Origin of the sequence: Prochlorococcus sp. MIT 0701, assembly GCF_000760295.1 — a bacterium.
In the GTDB taxonomy this organism is placed as follows: Bacteria; Cyanobacteriota; Cyanobacteriia; order PCC-6307; family Cyanobiaceae; genus Prochlorococcus.
On the sequence record NZ_JNBA01000012.1, the window covers coordinates 20,154 to 36,212 of the forward strand.

At 51.8% G+C, this 16,059-nt stretch carries 13 protein-coding genes and 1 pseudogene; 4 read left to right on the forward strand and 10 right to left on the reverse strand.

Annotated elements, in window-relative coordinates; genetic code table 11:
* Positions 1 to 82 precede the first annotated feature (82 nt).
* Together EV12_RS02710 and EV12_RS02715 are read right to left on the reverse strand one after the other, a co-directional pair.
* Positions 83 to 2,086 carry an ABC transporter ATP-binding protein/permease gene (locus EV12_RS02710; protein WP_036911598.1) on the reverse strand — a complete coding sequence of 668 codons (2,004 nt, stop codon included), beginning with the start codon at positions 2,084 to 2,086 and terminating at the stop codon, positions 83 to 85.
* 25 nt (positions 2,087 to 2,111) lie between these two features.
* Positions 2,112 to 2,453, reverse strand: coding sequence for a histidine triad nucleotide-binding protein (locus EV12_RS02715; protein ID WP_036911600.1), 342 nt, complete (start codon positions 2,451 to 2,453; stop codon positions 2,112 to 2,114).
* A 61-nt stretch (positions 2,454 to 2,514) separates the two neighbouring features.
* Here EV12_RS02715 and EV12_RS02720 point away from each other — a divergent pair, with 61 nt between their 5' ends.
* On the forward strand, positions 2,515 to 4,101 hold the full coding sequence (locus EV12_RS02720) for a YifB family Mg chelatase-like AAA ATPase (RefSeq protein ID WP_036911602.1): 1,587 nt from the start codon (positions 2,515 to 2,517) through the stop codon (positions 4,099 to 4,101).
* Between the two features lie 682 nt (positions 4,102 to 4,783).
* On the opposite strand, the pseudogene EV12_RS02725 reads toward EV12_RS02720, so the two are convergent.
* Together EV12_RS02725 and def are read right to left on the reverse strand one after the other, a co-directional pair.
* Positions 4,784 to 5,362: pseudogene (locus tag EV12_RS02725) on the reverse strand (DUF3747 domain-containing protein); the annotation flags it as partial.
* A 269-nt stretch (positions 5,363 to 5,631) separates the two neighbouring features.
* Positions 5,632 to 6,237 (reverse strand): peptide deformylase, encoded by a 606-nt coding sequence (gene def / locus EV12_RS02730; protein WP_036911604.1) that lies wholly within the window; start codon positions 6,235 to 6,237, stop codon positions 5,632 to 5,634.
* Positions 6,238 to 6,303: 66 nt separating this feature from the next.
* On the opposite strand from def, the gene EV12_RS02735 reads away from it, so the two are divergent.
* On the forward strand, positions 6,304 to 8,262 hold the full coding sequence (locus tag EV12_RS02735) for an alpha/beta hydrolase family protein (RefSeq protein ID WP_036911605.1): 1,959 nt from the start codon (positions 6,304 to 6,306) through the stop codon (positions 8,260 to 8,262).
* Here EV12_RS02735 and EV12_RS02740 read toward each other — a convergent pair.
* Genes EV12_RS02740 through sufB form a run of 4 tightly spaced genes read right to left on the reverse strand, consistent with a single transcriptional unit; the run spans position 8,259 to position 13,101 of the window.
* A complete protein-coding gene (locus tag EV12_RS02740; protein ID WP_036911751.1) occupies positions 8,259 to 9,563 on the reverse strand; it encodes a SufS family cysteine desulfurase in 1,305 nt (434 codons plus the stop codon). The two genes, EV12_RS02735 and EV12_RS02740, sit on opposite strands and share 4 nt — an antisense overlap.
* 7 nt (positions 9,564 to 9,570) lie before the next feature.
* Positions 9,571 to 10,821 carry a SufB/SufD family protein gene (locus tag EV12_RS02745; protein ID WP_036911606.1) on the reverse strand — a complete coding sequence of 417 codons (1,251 nt, stop codon included), beginning with the start codon at positions 10,819 to 10,821 and terminating at the stop codon, positions 9,571 to 9,573.
* On the reverse strand, positions 10,821 to 11,609 hold the full coding sequence (sufC, locus tag EV12_RS02750) for a Fe-S cluster assembly ATPase SufC (RefSeq protein ID WP_036911607.1): 789 nt from the start codon (positions 11,607 to 11,609) through the stop codon (positions 10,821 to 10,823). Before sufC ends, EV12_RS02745 begins: the two co-directional genes overlap by 1 nt.
* A gap of 49 nt (positions 11,610 to 11,658) precedes the next feature.
* Positions 11,659 to 13,101, reverse strand: coding sequence for a Fe-S cluster assembly protein SufB (sufB, locus tag EV12_RS02755; RefSeq protein WP_036911608.1), 1,443 nt, complete (start codon positions 13,099 to 13,101; stop codon positions 11,659 to 11,661).
* A gap of 374 nt (positions 13,102 to 13,475) precedes the next feature.
* On the opposite strand from sufB, the gene sufR reads away from it, so the two are divergent.
* Entirely contained in the window at positions 13,476 to 14,123 is a 648-nt protein-coding gene (sufR, locus tag EV12_RS02765) for an iron-sulfur cluster biosynthesis transcriptional regulator SufR (RefSeq protein WP_036911619.1), read from the forward strand.
* Here sufR and EV12_RS13955 read toward each other — a convergent pair.
* A complete protein-coding gene (locus tag EV12_RS13955; protein ID WP_193742126.1) occupies positions 14,098 to 14,247 on the reverse strand; it encodes a hypothetical protein in 150 nt (49 codons plus the stop codon). The two genes, sufR and EV12_RS13955, sit on opposite strands and share 26 nt — an antisense overlap.
* A gap of 485 nt (positions 14,248 to 14,732) precedes the next feature.
* On the opposite strand from EV12_RS13955, the gene EV12_RS02770 reads away from it, so the two are divergent.
* On the forward strand, positions 14,733 to 15,830 hold the full coding sequence (locus tag EV12_RS02770) for a DUF4912 domain-containing protein (RefSeq protein ID WP_036911623.1): 1,098 nt from the start codon (positions 14,733 to 14,735) through the stop codon (positions 15,828 to 15,830).
* Position 15,831: 1 nt separating this feature from the next.
* On the opposite strand, the gene EV12_RS14430 is transcribed toward EV12_RS02770, so the two are convergent.
* Positions 15,832 to 16,041, reverse strand: coding sequence for a hypothetical protein (locus EV12_RS14430; protein ID WP_206537831.1), 210 nt, complete (start codon positions 16,039 to 16,041; stop codon positions 15,832 to 15,834).
* Positions 16,042 to 16,059: the final 18 nt, after the last annotated feature.

The window sequence follows — 16,059 nt, forward strand, 5'->3', positions numbered from 1 at the left end:
GAACCCTGCTCGGATCCCTCGAAGACAGCCTGTTCGCTTGGAAGGTCCTGATCGCCTGGAAGGTTTTGCTTTGTTGAGGTCATCAAACCAGGTCAGGATCTTGAGACAATAGATAGGTGGCGGTCGGGATCAAACGCCATTTGCCATTCCCTAAAAGTTCAAGCACGGAATCGTGGAAGTCGATAAGGGTCGAGCGATGGCCGACACTGATGACAGCCAAATCACGATCCTCTAGAAGCTTGTAGAGATGCTTCTCGATCTTGACATCCAAAGCACTCGTCGCTTCATCAAGAACAACAAAACGAGGCGCATTCAACAGCAAACGTCCAAAAGCCAAACGCTGCTGCTCTCCCAGCGAAAGGATCCGCGGCCAATCTTGCTTGACATCAAGATCTGGATAGCGCTCAACGATCTGAAGAAGCCTAACCTCCTCCAAAACTGCTTTCAATTGATCGTCGCTGAAACGATCTTCATCAGCTGGATAACAAAGCTGCTCACGAAGTGAGCCCAAAATCATATAAGGCTTCTGAGGGATGAATAACAAGTCACCCGAGGCAGGTCGTTGAACACTCCCCTGACGTGGATTCCAAAGACCACTAATCATACGTAGCAAAGAGGTCTTGCCACAGCCTGATGGACCAACAACAAGAAGTTTCTCTGACTCCTCAACATTCAGGCTCAGGTCATTAATAATCTGTTGACCTCCATTAGGGGGATATAAATCAGCGTGCTGAATCAAGATAGAATTTCCACTAGAGAAAGTCGGCGAATCAACAACAGCAGTCTGCCGACTAATCTTCTCAACCTTCGCTTGAAAGCCTTCCAAACGAGTAACCCCGGCCGTAAATTGTGCAAGCTCATCAATTCTATTGACAACAAAAAATAACGAGCCCTCAACCATATTAAATGCGAAACCTGCTTGAACGAAACTTCCATAATCAATTTCGCCCGCAAAGTACGGGACCGCCATAATCACATACGGGAAGAAAACTCCAGCATAAGTCGACGAACGCTGCATAGCGCTAATAATCACTTGCCAAACAATCAGCAGGTTAAAGTTTTTCACCACAGATCCAAGCCTTCTTTGCGTCTCTTCCTGCTCAGGCTCTTCCCCTGAATAAAAGGCAATTGACTCTGCATTATTACGGATATGAACCAGTCCATACCTAAAATCAGCTTCAAATCGCAACTGGTCAAAATTAATTTTGACCAGTTTTCTCCCAGCCACAATCAAAACAGCAGTGGCGAAGGAAGCATATCCAAATAAAGAAAATGTCAGTGTCCTGCTAATACCCCAAAGGATAAGTATATTCAGAGAAAATGTAAGAATCGCATCAAATACACCAAGGGTAAATTGAAGACTCTGTGCCGTAAACGAGCGAGTGTCATCTGTAATGCGCTGATCGGGGTTATCAACGTCCGTAGCCTGCTCGTCATTGGGGTCTAAAACGTAATACGCACGATTGCTCATGAAGTCAGAAATCAGGCTGCGCGAAAGCCAATCCCTCCAAATGATCCCGAGCTTCAATGTGAAAAAGATCTGCGAAACTCTTATTGGTAGTGCAACAACAAAGCAACAGGCATAAATAATTAAAATCCGGTAAAAACCGCTTTCCTCTCTTTCCACGAGAGCATTGGTGAGATCCCTAGCAATAAATCCAATACCCGCATTAATGCCATTCACAGCCAATAGCATCAGAACGATGACAGCAAGCATCAACCAATGCAGCCAGCGTTTGTGACGCAACTGCTGACGCATGCCAAAGAAACTGCCTGCTCCAATCACGAACAGGCCAGAGAATGCCCAGCCCCACCAGCTCGACCAGATCGTCTTGATCGTGCCAGCAACGCCTCCGAAATAGTTCTCCGTTAGAACTGGCTGAAGTCGTTCAAGAACTGCAATCAGCCCCGTAAGGGCAACGAGGACAAGTCCACCAACACAAAAAATCAGCGCGACCAGCAGCCCAATAAATTGCCATCCGTTGGCTTGGTCGAGCGGCAGAAAGAAAGGCTGAGCAAGCCTCCGGAACTTGCCGAGCTGATTAGGCAGGCCCTTCAGAGCCCCCCTCCTGATAGTGGTTGTCATCGCGTCATTCTTGCCAGTTCAATCCTCAACCGGGAGGCCAGGCCAGCGGACGGCCACCTATCACATGAACATGAAGATGAAAAACGGTTTGTCCTGCCTCAAGACCACTATTGATCACGGTGCGAAAGTCATCAAGGCCCTCCTGCTTGGCCACCCTGGCTGCCACCAGCAGCAAATGCCCCAGCAACTCCGAGTCCGTGGAATCAGCGGCCCGCAGACTTTCCAGCGGTTTACGGGGGATCACCAGCACATGAACCGGGGCCTGAGGCTGAATATCGCGAAAGGCCAGACATCTCTCATCGCTATAAACCTCATCACAAGGAATCTCACCGCGAAGCATCTGGCCAAAAATGGTGTCACCAGCCATTGAGTCACAGTCTGAGGATGGGACGGCTGGGGCATGAAATCCATGCACCGTCTGATTACAAATGCTGGCACGTTGCCTGAGTGGTTCTCTGCATGGCATTGAGGCCCTAGCCGTCACCGTGGAAGTGGATCTAGTGCCTGGGCTGCCAGGGCTGCAACTGGTAGGGCTACCCGACGCCGCCATACAGGAGTCTCGTGAGCGAGTGCGATCAGCACTGCGCAACAGTGGCTTTCGCGGGCCACTCGTGCGAGTCGTGGTGAACCTGGCTCCTGCCGATCTTCGTAAAGAGGGACCTGCCTTTGATCTACCTATCGCCCTGGCCCTATTGGTAGCCAGTGGGCAGCTGGATGGTCCGTTGCTTGCGAATCTCTGCTGCGCTGGAGAACTCGGACTCGATGGCAGCTTGCGGCCCTGCAGAGGAATCCTTGCCATTGCCAACCTGGCCGCTGCGCAAAACGTAAGAGCGCTAGTGGTGCCATCAGCCAATGCAGCAGAAGCAAGCCTTGTACCTGGATTAACAGTACGAGCTGCTCATTCCCTCAGCGAGGTTGTGGATCTATTGCACCAACCCCAACCACTAGCACCTACACACATCTCCAACGCGGCCGTCACAGCAAACATCACGCGCAAACCAAACGATCAACGTCATCCACTGCTTGGTTGCACCTTGGGCCATAAAGCCCTTGCCTTGGCTGCTGCCGGAGGCCATCACCTCCTGATGGTGGGGCCACCTGGCTGTGGAAAAACACTTTTGGCTCAACATTTAGCGCAGCTGCTGCCGCCGCTCACGCGCCAAGAGGCCTTGGAAATCACCAGTATTCACTCTGTGGCGGGAATGCTGAAGAGCACTCCCCAGTTGATGCAACAGCGACCCTTCCGGGCTCCCCATCACAGTTGCACGATTGCTGCCCTCGTTGGAGGCGGTGCAAACCCCAGGCCAGGAGAACTGAGCCTTGCCCATGGTGGTGTGTTGTTTCTCGATGAACTAGCTGAATTTCCACGCAAAGTTCTCGACCAACTTCGACAACCACTCGAGGAAGGAGTCATTCGTCTGAGTCGAGCCCGGCAGACATCTGCCTTCCCTGCTCAAATCACCCTTGTAGCAGCAACCAATCCCTGCCCATGCGGGTGGTTTGGAGATGAAGAGCATCCTTGCCGCTGTAGCCAATCCCAACGCCAGCGGTATTGGAGCCGCCTCTCTGGCCCCTTATTGGATCGCCTGGATCTACAACTGCGGCTCAAGCACCTACCCGCAGCTCAGCTGCGCAAATCGGTTACCGGCATAACTCCCACTGATCTCAATGATCAAGAGTTAATCGGCATCGAGCAGATCTTGCGCGCACGCGCGCGGATGCTTGTTCGCAATCCTGATGGGAAGCTCAATCGTGACCTCTCGGCCCAGGATTTAGGAAAAATCGGCCAGCTGGATGAAGAGGCTCTAGAACTCTGGGAGCAAGTTGTCAATCACCGCAGACTCAGTGCCCGCAGCGGTCTAAGGATTCTTAGAGTCGCTAGGTCTTTGGCAGATCTTCATGATCAAGATAAAGTCAATAAAAATGCGATAGCGGAAACAATGTGTTTCCGTAGTTTTGATTGTGGCGATGCCAAAGAAGATTTCGCCATCATTGCCAAGCAACTCGCCAGCTAATTTCCTTCGAGTTCAGCAATCATCCGTATCAGGCTTATTCCAACGAGGCTAAAATCGAATCAAATGGAGTTGATTATTAATCTTCGCCAAGGTAATTCAAGCTGTATTCCAGCCCATAGGCAAACCATTTATTTGCACAGGCCATTAGGAATATGTGCCATAGCAAAGATACTGTTGAACTGATTTTAGTTACGCCCTAACGCCCAATCAGGCTACGAATAATATCAACAGGCAGCCACACTTCCCAATCAGCTCTAAGAAAAAATTATTTAAACTAGCAAAACTCACGCCAATGGAATGCACTGTGGCTACTATACTTCTGATTCTTGCGCATATTATTCTCTACAGGGGAGTCTCGTGACAGAGGGTACTCTTTAGACCAGTAAAAATCATAGTCTTAGATACTTGCCACTAAAACGGTGCTGACAAATTAACTTCGCTCATTTTCTCGAACCATGACTTGGTTCATTGAGCAAGTAACCATTTTGAGCACTGCAGAGTAGCAGTCTGAATCTGCTTATCAATCAGCAGATTCAACAGTTGATGCCTCAGGAGTTATGTCTTCAACAACTTCCTCCTCAGCTACTACTTCCTCAACTACTAATTCCTCAACAGTTTCCTCCTCAGCCACTTCCTCAACTACTACTTCCTCCTCAACAACTTCCTCAGCGGTGACGTTTTCATCTGAACTCCCAGGCCAAGTGTCGCTGAACACATACAGATGGCCAAGCGTACGTTGCCCATATTGGCGACGCATCAATTGCCAACCAGGCTCGAAGTCCAACTTAAGGAAATCACTGCTAGAGACCCCAGAACCACCAGCCCTCGCCACGATCAGGGTTGGATTAGAGGTGTCCCTAGTGGGGATGGCTAGCAAATGCATATCCCCATCAGTCCTCACCACACTCAAGCGATAGTGAGTTCCTAGGTCATCGCCCCCTATCCGCAACGAATACCCATTGCCGTCAATGTATCGATTGCAAATCCCGGTGAAATCAAACCTCGCAAGCAGAGGATCAACAACAGCCGGCAAGCTTCCATCTACTGCAAAACAGGCTCTTTTGCTACTGCGTTGTTCGTAGATATTCAACTGCGACCTCTCACCCTTGCCAATCGGGGCACCCACCAAAATGAATCTGCTCTGCTCAACAGGGGCTGCTGTAAAGAGAGATCCCTGAGCCTGGACAGATGACGACCATCCAGTCAGGCCCGTCGCACCTACCAGGACCAGAGCAACTGCAGAGGGGAAATAACGAGCCATCAAGGCCTGCAAGATTCTGATCGAATCGTAAAAGTCTGCCGAGCAATCGGCTGCCCCCTAAGGCCGGTTTGTTGAGTCGAATCATGACCAACAGTGAATCCACCATGCCTGAAGCTGCAACCAGCAGAAGCTTGCCAGTCGCTAAAGCCCCAAGAGATGGATCTCACAAGCGCTTCAAAGCAAGGCAAAGAAAGAAACAATCAAAACGCGACGCCAAACAGACAAGAAACAGTCAAGGAAAGCATCCTCAAAGGCTTCAGCCAACGCATTCAAACCAGTGGACGAACATCAGCCCGCTTGAAGCCATGCTCCTTTAACTCAAGGCTGAGCTCATTCTCATCGGTGACCCTGTCGACAAAAAGGACACCTTCAAGGTGATCCATCTCGTGCTGGATGCAGCGAGCCATCAGGCCGTCGGCCTTCATTTTGCGTGGTCGTCCCATCTCATCGCGAAAACTGAGCACGATCTCACTAGGCCGCACCACATTGAGATAAACGCCTGGGATGCTCAGGCAGCCTTCCTCATAGGTTTCGACAGTTGCACTGGAGCTAATGATCTCGGGATTGATCAAAACCACTGGCGGGGTTGTAGGGGTTTCCAGATCTAGGTCAAGAACCAAGAGCTGTTTATGAATTCCCACCTGCGGGGCAGCCAAACCAATCCCCTTAGCTGCATACATGCTGCGAAGCATGTCCCTCACCAAGTCCCTCACAGATTCATCAACCTTGCCAATCCGACGGGTGGATTGCCGCAAAACCCCATTGCCCAAAGTGTGAATTTGAAGGGGCGGATGATCAAGCGGCTCCTTCGGGACAGCAACAGAGCCCGTATTTTTTTCGGCCGTACGTGCCAGCTGAGCGAAGCTTCGAGCCAAAGAAAAGTCTCAGCATCAGTTGATTGAGTTTAGGCAACTCCACCGCACATCAGACCCCAAACCGCCATGGAAAGCACAAGCCATGCCCAGCAAAACCAGAACCAAACCACTCAACCTCTTTCTGCCAGCCGCGCTCTTGGACGAACACCCACCCTCAAAGAACCGCGCCTGATTGATGACTGGGTGCTTTGGCTGGAGCAACGTCCTCAGGAGCATGGTCGCACCACTGCCCTTATCCGTCCCTGGGGTGAATCTGACCACCCCCCCCAAGAGCTGACACCGGCCCCAGCCAACCTGCGTAGTCGTATTCACGATTACGGAGGAGGGGCCCTAGCAACAGCCTGCCAAGACAACCAGCTACTGATGGCCTGGATCGATGATGCCGATGGCTGCCTCTGGTTCCAGCGCTGGCAGGGCCTCAACCAGGCCACAAAAAGTAAGAAGGCATTATCTCCGCTCAAGCCTCCGCTTCGCCTCTCAAAACCTAACGATGCCCAACTTGCTGATGGCCTGATTGACCTACCACGGCAGCGCTGGCTCGGAATCATGGAAGCAGACAAGCGGGACTGGCTGGTGACCTTCTCCCTCAACCATGAGAACCAACCTGCCAAGGTGTTGCATCGCCCTGCTGATTTTGCTGGTTACGCGATCCTCAGCCCCAATGGAGATCAGCTGGCCTGGGTGGAATGGCAACAACCGGCCATGCCCTGGGAGGCAAGCCAACTCTGGTGGGCCAGCCTCGACCCTGCTGGTTTGATCAAAAGCTCGGCCTGTCTAGCTGGTAGCAGTCCACTTGATCACAAACAAACATCCGTTTTCCAGCCCCTTTGGCTACCCAATGGAGAGCTGGTTGTCAGCGAAGACAGCAGCGGCTGGTGGAATCTGATGGTGGCAAATCTGACGACAGACCCCACTGTTCCACCCACTTGGCGACGCCCCTGGCCGATTTCAGCCGAAACCGGCATGCCGCAGTGGGTTTATGGCATGAGCACCAGCGCCTGGGATGGAGAGCAAATTCTGACCGCCATCTGTGACCAGGGTTCTTGGAGGCTGAGCCGCCTGGCCGATGATGGACAAATCAGTAACGTCAACCAACCTTTTGATGATCTAACTGGTCTACAGGCGCAGGAAGGTCGAGCCGTAGCCATCGCCAGCAATGCCACCACGGGTCCTGGGCTACTGGAGCTCAACCTCAACTGTGGCAGCTGGAAGCACACACCTGCCAGTGAACCTTTACTGAATGCTGATGCGATCAGCGTTGCGGAGCCTATCTGGTTTGAAGGCTGCCTTGGGCAGGCAACCCATGCCTGGTATTACCCGCCAATCAATGGCAGCAAAGGCCCTGCTCCACTGCTTGTCAAAAGCCATAGCGGCCCTACCAGCATGGCCAGCCGCGGTCTAAGCCTCAGCATTCAGTTCTGGACGTCTAGAGGCTGGGGAGTGGTGGATGTGAACTATGGCGGCTCCACTGGATTTGGCCGTGCATACCGCGAACGCCTGCGGGGAGGCTGGGGAGAAGAAGACGTCACGGATTGCGCCGAAGCAGCACGTGCATTAGTGAAATGCAAGAAGGCAGATCCAACACAAATCGCCATTGAAGGAGGTAGTGCCGGTGGGTTTACCACCCTGGCCTGCCTTTGCTTCACCGATGTATTTCGCGCTGCTGCCTGCCGTTATGCAGTGACTGATCTCACCGCCATGGCCGAGGACACCCATCGATTTGAATCTCGATACCTCGATCACCTGATAGGCCGTTGGCCCGAGCAAAGACAACTTTACGAAAACCGCTCACCTCTCCTACATGCCAACAAGATCCAATGCCCAGTGATCTTCTTTCAGGGACTTCAAGACAAGGTGGTTCCCCCAGAGCAAACAGAACAGATGGCCAATGCCCTACGAGAAAACGGCATACCAGTTGAACTCCACATTTTTGAGCAGGAAGGCCACGGCTTTCGCGACAGTGCTGTCAAGATCAAAGTCTTAGAAACAACTGAGCAATTCTTCCGCCGTCACCTAAAGCTCTAGCTGTGCTGTCTTAGGAAGCCAATCGTCGCAACCAATTCCTCAGCAAAGCGATCGACTTCTTCTGGTGTGTTGGTGAAGCTCAGGCTGGCACGAGCTGATCCAGGTATCCCATAGTGACGATGCAAAGGCTGGGTGCAATGGTGGCCGCTACGAATACAAATGCCTGCTGAATCAAGCAAGGCGCCAATATCATTGGGATGCAAGCCATCAACCGTGAAAGCCGCCAGGACGGCTCGATCAGGCTCCTGCTGAGGAGTTGGGCCCAGAATCGTCAACCCATCGATGTCTTGAAGGCGATCAAACAATTGCAGCGTGAGCTGCTGCTCCCAAGCGTGGATACGATCAAGGCCAACCTGCTTCAGGTAGTCGAGCGCAACGCCCATACCAATAGCTTCCCCGATAGCAGGGGTACCTGCTTCAAACTTGTAGGGCAGATCAGCCCAGCTGCTGTGGTCGAGATAAACATCCTGAATCATTTCGCCACCGCCGAGGAAAGGCGGCATGGCATCAAGCAACTCCTCTCGAGCCCAAAGAAAACCCATCCCGGTAGGACCACACAATTTGTGGGAAGAACCCACGAGAAAGTCACATCCAAGCCGGGACACATCCACAGGCATATGTGGCAAGCTCTGGCAAGCATCCAGCAACACCAGAGCACCGAAGCGATGAGCCTCTGCAGTGACCTCAGAGATAGGGTTAAAACAACCCAGCACATTGCTCAAGTGAGCCAGGCTGACTAAACGGGTGCGCTCTGAGAGCTTGTGCCGTAGATCATTTAAATCAAGCTCCCCGCAATCGGTGAGGTCGACAAAGCGCAGCACACAACCTGTTCGCTTGGCAAGCATCTGCCAAGGGACAATGTTGCTGTGGTGCTCCATCAAGGTGAGCAGCACCTCGTCACCCTCATGGAGGTTGGCATCTCCCCAACTGCGAGCCACCAGGTTGATAGCCTCACTCGCATTCCTGGTGAAAACGATTTCCCGCGCGCTTGAGGCAGCAATGAAATCAGCCACCTTCTGACGTGCTCGTTCAAAATCCTCTGTAGCCCGAACACTCAACTGATGGGCACCACGGTGCACATTGGCGTTGTCATGGTCGTAGTAGTGCTGCAATGCTTCCAGCACCTGCCGCGGCTTCTGACTTGTCGCGGCATGGTCCATGTAAATCAAGGGCTGGCCTAAGCAGGCGGTCTGCGCCAGTAGCGGGAAATCCGCTCGCGTGAGCTCTGCCAGGTTGGCTGAAGCTTCTACAGCAGCCATAGCCAACGGCATGCTCTGCTCTGAACTAACGGAAGAGGTCATGATCGGCTCAAACCCCATCCAACAATCGAGCTAATGGCCGCCAGGCCCCTGCAGTCGATGGGAGCATGCAAATCACCTCATCACAAAACGCGCGCAGTAAAAGCTGTGCGGCTTGATCAGGAGAAATTCCGCGACTTTGAAGATAAAAAAGTGCCTCCGGCTGCAGCCGACTCACAGTGGCCCCATGGGCGCATTTCACATCGTCAGCAACAATTTCCAACTCAGGCTTGGTATCAATTCGGGCCCGATCTGAGAGCAGCAAGCTACGACTTAGCTGAGCGGCATCAGTACGCTGCGCCTCACGAGGCACCTGCACCACCCCATTAAAAACACTGCGGCCATGACCTGCCGCAACTGCCTTGTGAAGTTGATCCAAAGTTCCTTCTGGGCCATTAAAACGCACGCAGGAATGAGTATCAGCAAGCTGATTAGCCTGCACCAGTTGAAGGGCCCGCAATTGACTCTTAGCACCACCATTCAACTGAATCAATTGGGGCTCATGACGAATCACACCCCAACCTTGACAGACACTCACCAGGGAAACATCACTGCTTGGTTCCTGCTCAACATCAAGATGAGCCAACAATGCAGCTTGAGGATGGCCGAAAGCTAGAAGGCCATGACGCAACTTGGCCTCACTTTGCAAGTGGGCTTCCACCAAAACACTGGTGAGATTGGCACCTGAACTCAGCTGAACTTGTAGCAGCTCAAGCTTGGCCTTTTCCTCAAGCAGCAAGAGCACCCGCACGGCAAAAACACCCCGATCGGCGCCGGCATCACACACCAATTCAAGAGGGTTATCAACTGTCCCGCGAACCCGCAAGCCAATGACTTGTGAAGCGATGGCCTGATTAAGCGCCACCGGCCATTGGCCTTTGGATGTCGCCAGGTTGAAAGTTTGCCCAAGGGAATGCTTGAGTTCCGCATCACTAAGCGGCGACAGGCCCTTCGGGAGAGTCACTCCAGCGAAAGGATCCTGCCCCGTCCCTAAGACCAGACGTGTCACCTGATCAGAAACACTAGGAGCCGATGGCTCACCTAGAGAGCGAATCTGTCGAGGCTCAAGTTCAGCGATGGGTGCAAGATCACAAAAACGCCATGCCTCCTGTCGACGATGAGGAGCAGAGAGGGTTTCAAGCTGATTACGCGACTGAGCCTGGCAGGCAGCCATCGGACCTGATGGGGCTTCCAGACTGTGCAAGAGCCGCTCACACCAGTCATCGAGAGCTGAGGAGTTCTTGATGGGGGATTCCACCATCAAGTCATCTCCAGTGCATCCAATTCACGATCCACCCATTCATAACCTCGTTGCTCCAACTCAAGAGCCAGCGCCTTATCACCGGAGCGCACAATCCTCCCCGCGGCCATCACATGCACGTAGTCGGGTTTGATTAGATCAAGTAGACGCTGGTAATGAGTAATCAACAGGGTGGCATTATCAACATTTGCGAGTTGATTGACACCCCCAGAAACGATGCGCAAAGCATCGATATCCAAACCGGAATCGGTTTCATCGAGAATCGCTACAAGAGGTTCTAGTAAAGCCATTTGCAAAATCTCATTGCGCTTCTTCTCTCCACCACTGAAGCCCTCATTCACCGAACGGTCTAGAAAAGCTGGGTCCATCTGCACCAAGCCGAGACGCTCACGCACAAAGTCTTCGAACGCAAAGGTGTCCAATTCCTCCAGGCCTTGTTCTAGGCGACGGGCATTCGTAGATACCCGCAGGAACTCAAGATTACTCACACCAGGAATCTCAACCGGGTACTGAAAGCCGAGAAAGAGCCCAATTCGAGAGCGCTCATCTGGCTCAAGAGGAAGTAAATCCTCACCGCGATAAAGAACACTGCCCTCCGTGACTTTGTAAGCAGGATGCCCTGCCAAGACCTTAGACAAAGTGCTTTTGCCGCTGCCATTACGACCCATCAAGGCATGAATCTCGCCTGCACGGATGGTGAGATTTACTCCATTAAGAATAGGCTGATCATCAACGCAGGCACACAAGTCGCGTATCTCTATCAGTACTGGAGCATCGAGAGAAATCACTATGAGAAACGAAAAGAATTAGGAGAGGTTAAGCCAACGCAGCAATTCATTATCCAACCGAACCCTCCAATTTCAGAGCCAATAGCTTATCAGCCTCAGCAGCAAACTCCATTGGCAACTGACTAAAAACATCTCGACAAAATCCACTAACAATCATCGAAATTGCAGCTTCAAAATCTATGCCCCGGCTCTGAAGATAAAAAAGCTGATCTTCTGAGATTCTGCAGGTACTGGCCTCATGCTCAATACTGGCATCAGGCTGCTGACTGCGTATATAGGGATAGGTGTTGGCTCCTGCCTGGTCACCAATCAGCATGGAATCACACTGGCTGTAATTCTTGGCATTGACAGCCTTTGGACCCATCTGTACCAAACCGCGATAGCTGTTCGCAGAATGGCCTGCGCTGATGCCCTTGCTCACAATCGTAGAGCGAGTACGAGGCCCTAGATGGATCATTTTTGTACCCGTATCTGCCTGCTGACGATGATTTGTGAGAGCAACGGAATAAAATTCACCTACGGAATCAGCACCTTGCAAGATGCAACTTGGATACTTCCAGGTAATCGCTGAGCCTGTTTCTACTTGTGACCAACTAATTTTACTGCGCTCACCACAGCAATGCCCTCGCTTGGTGACAAAGTTGTAAATACCTCCAACGCCATTCTCATCACCGGCATACCAGTTTTGCACCGTGGAATACTTGATCGAAGCATCATCAAGTGCCACCAACTCCACAACAGCAGCATGGAGTGTATTGGTATCAAACATCGGAGCTGTACAACCCTCGAGATAACTCACTGATGCCCCCTCTTCTGCAACAATCAAAGTCCGCTCAAATTGTCCAATATCGCCCGAATTAATACGAAAATAAGAAGATAATTCCATCGGGCATTCCACACCCCTAGGGATAAAAACAAAAGAGCCATCGCTGAAAACAGCTGAGTTCAACGCTGCAAAATAATTATCATTCGAAGGCACAACTGTGCCAAGATATCTGCGAACCAATTCTGGATACTCATTCACAGCATCAGTAATGGAACAAAAGACCACTCCATGCTCAGCAAGCTTTTCTTTATAGGTGGTTGCAATCGAAACGCTGTCAAATACTGCATCAACAGCCACATTTGATAAGCGCTTTTGTTCACTAAGTGGAATACCAAGCTTATCAAAAGTTTCCAACAAAGTCGGATCAACCTCATCAAGGCTATTTTTTTTCTCCTTCTGTTTAGGTGCCGCGTAATAAACAATATCTTGATAATCTATCGGTGGATAACCAAGGCCTGCCCAATCAGGTGCCTGCAATTTAAGCCAGTGCCGATAGGCCCTGATCCGAAAATCAAGCAGGAACTGCGGCTCATTTTTCTTTTCCGAAATCAAGCGAACAACGTCTTCATCAAGACCCTTAGGGATCTTTTCAGTTTCGATCTCAGTAACAAACCCATACTTATAAGGCTGTGAAACAAGCTGCCCAACGTGGCTTTGGCTGGTCATAATTGATAGCCGATCAGAAGGGAGTGAGGGTTTTGACACCCTCTAGACAAAGGCCTTTGCTTGTGAAATATGGAGGGCCCCATCTGGCATGGCATCGAGAAAAAGGATGGGCCAATCAACTTAGGCACGACGACATGAATAAACAAGAAGCCGTTGAAGGCTCTCAGGAGAAACGAAACCAATAGGTTTCGATTCAAGCAGCCTAGGGCAAAAGGCCTTGAGGTGACTGGCCGCTTGGTGAAGCACTGTTCAAGACTCAACCAGATTGTGTCCATAGGATTGCGGATTGAACCCTGCCTTAAACCTGATCTAACGCAACCTCTCCCGCCACCTTCTGTTTCTGCGTGGCATGGTTATAGGAGCACTAACTATCCATGACCACAGAGGCGCAGGCACCTACCCGCGAAGCAACCCTCACTCTGCTATTGCGGCAGGGTGAGAGTAGTGCGGCAAACCTGGCTGCATCGTTGGGCATCTCAGTCCAAGCAATGCGTCGCCATCTACGCAGCCTCGAAGACGATGGTCTGGTAGAGGCCAGCCCAACTCCCTCAGGCCCAGGGCGACCCTCGAACCTCTGGCAATTGACAACGCAGGGACACCATCACTTCCCTGATGGCAGTGAGCATTTCGCCCTCGGCTTGATGGAGTCCATGACAGCCGCCCTGTCTCCCGAGACATTTACGTCACTACTAAGTCAACAAGCACTCAAAAAAGCCAACCTCTACCGCCATCAGCTCGGCTCAGGTTCAATCCAGGATCGCCTTGAGAAGCTGGTGGAATTACGTCGCCAAGAGGGATATGAAACGGAATGGCAGCCCGCCCCAGATGGTATTGGCTGGTTCATCAAAGACTTTCACTGTTCCCTGCAAAGAATTGCAGAGGAGTATCCATCGGTTTGCGAGCAGGAATTACTGCTCATGAGACAAACATTCCCCGACTGCTTGATTGATCGAGTGAACTGGCGTCTGGAATACGGCAATTGCTGCGGCTTCCAAATCAAGCCAACTCAAGGTCATGACTGAGTAGGAAACGTAGTAGGGGAATCCTCTCAGCCTGGAAGGCCTTAGCCAGATCCAAGCCAGGCTCAATCCAATCCGCGACAGCGAAAACAATTCCATCCTTGCGGCTAGACAGACACCCTCCCAAGCCAGCGCAATCGCTGCATGGATGAGCAAAAGGTCACCAACACCGCAACAGCCAAACCTGCAAGCTGCACCTTTGCCTTTCCGATCGTGATTTAGACCACTGCCATCGGCAGTGCCCCAGGCCATATCTTCTAGCAATCCCGTGGAGGCAGACCAGCGGAGTCCTTGCCCTGGATGCAGTCACAAGCAAAGGCACCTATGCATCTCATTAAAGGGGGAGGGAACAGCCCCGCAATGATCTGCATGGCCAAGGTGCATGTCACAGCATTGAGCTCTGAACCATCCCTGCTCGGGAACAGATCAACAGAAGGTCCCATTCACGGCGAAGAGCAAAGCTGAATTTTTTATTTGTAGGTGCGCTCAATTGAGCGTCACCTGCAGATCCCAGTGCTGTCAGTAGATGCTGACCACCAGAGCTCTAACCACCCGTAAACGACCAATTGCCCACAGAATGTGATCCCAAACAAAAACGGAGTGTTTTTAGACGTGACCCAAGCCTTATCTTCTATGGCACGTCTCACCATCCGTCAGCTCCGCCAAGTGGCCAGCGATTTGGGTGTAACCCTTTACAGCCGAAAGACCAAGGAACAATTGCTCAGCGCTATTACTGTTCGTCAGGAAAAGGAAGAAAGGAACCGACAAGGGCTAGAAGCTGAGCTCAACTCCCCATCCAGACTCAAATCCGATACTCGAGTGGTTTTCCTACCCCGAGATCCTCAATGGGCTTATGTCTTCTGGGAAATCTCCGAAAGTGATCGCAAGCGAGCACTATCGAAAGGGGCCAACCGGCTCTGCCTACGTTTAACCGACGTAACCGGCATCGATGACAACAAAGCACATCCCCACACACTCCAGGAAGTCTCTGTAGACAGCCACAGCAGCGAATGGTATCTACCTGTTCCAATGGGTGATCGGGACTATCGAGTTGAACTCGGTTATCGCGTCGGTACTCTCTGGATGTCCCTGGCCTTTTCCTCTATAGCCAAGGTCCCAACACTGCACCCCAGCGAGCAAATCCTCGATCAATTTGTTCCCTTCAGCCTTGAGGGCATCACGAGCAGTCCTTCACCTACTGCTACACAAGCACCACAGCTCGACAATGATCCCGTTGGCGAAACGATTGATAGCGGGCTACACGAGCGGCTCTATCAGAGCGCCACACAACACTTCCGCAGCAGCAGGGTCGGTTCGGAAGTCTTCCAAGAACACAACAGCTTGAATAGCGATCAACGCGGTCTGAACGATTCAGGTGTCGGCCTTTGGGCCAGTGGTCGTAATGAGTCCGGAGTGGGTGGAGTACCACCACGCCAAAAAACCTTCTGGCTTATTGCCGACGCTGAGCTGATGATCTACGGCGCAACAGATCCTTCTGCCCGCCTAACCATCGGCGGCGAAGACATTCCTCTCTCCAATGATGGAACCTTCCGTATCCAAGTTCCCTTCCGCGACGGAGAACAGATCTATGCGATTGAGGCGACTGCAGCAGACGGTGAGCAGAAGCGCAATATCACCTTGAACTTCCAACGGATGACACCCACCGATAACACAAACCCCGAAAACCAGGCAGTCGCAGAATGGTTTTAAATCAGCCCCCTAGATCATGACGATGTTGCGTAAGTTTGTCGCCATCACTCCCCTCGCTGGGGCGATCATCTTCCCTCTCGTTGTACCCCTCAGCATGGCCCGTCTTGGTGTCGGTGCAGGAGTCCTCATGACGCTGATGGTGTCCACTATCTGGTTCGTAGCCATGCTGCGCACCGCAGAAATGCCCCACTAACACAAGGGGCCAAATCAAGGTGGAACCCTATTAGCG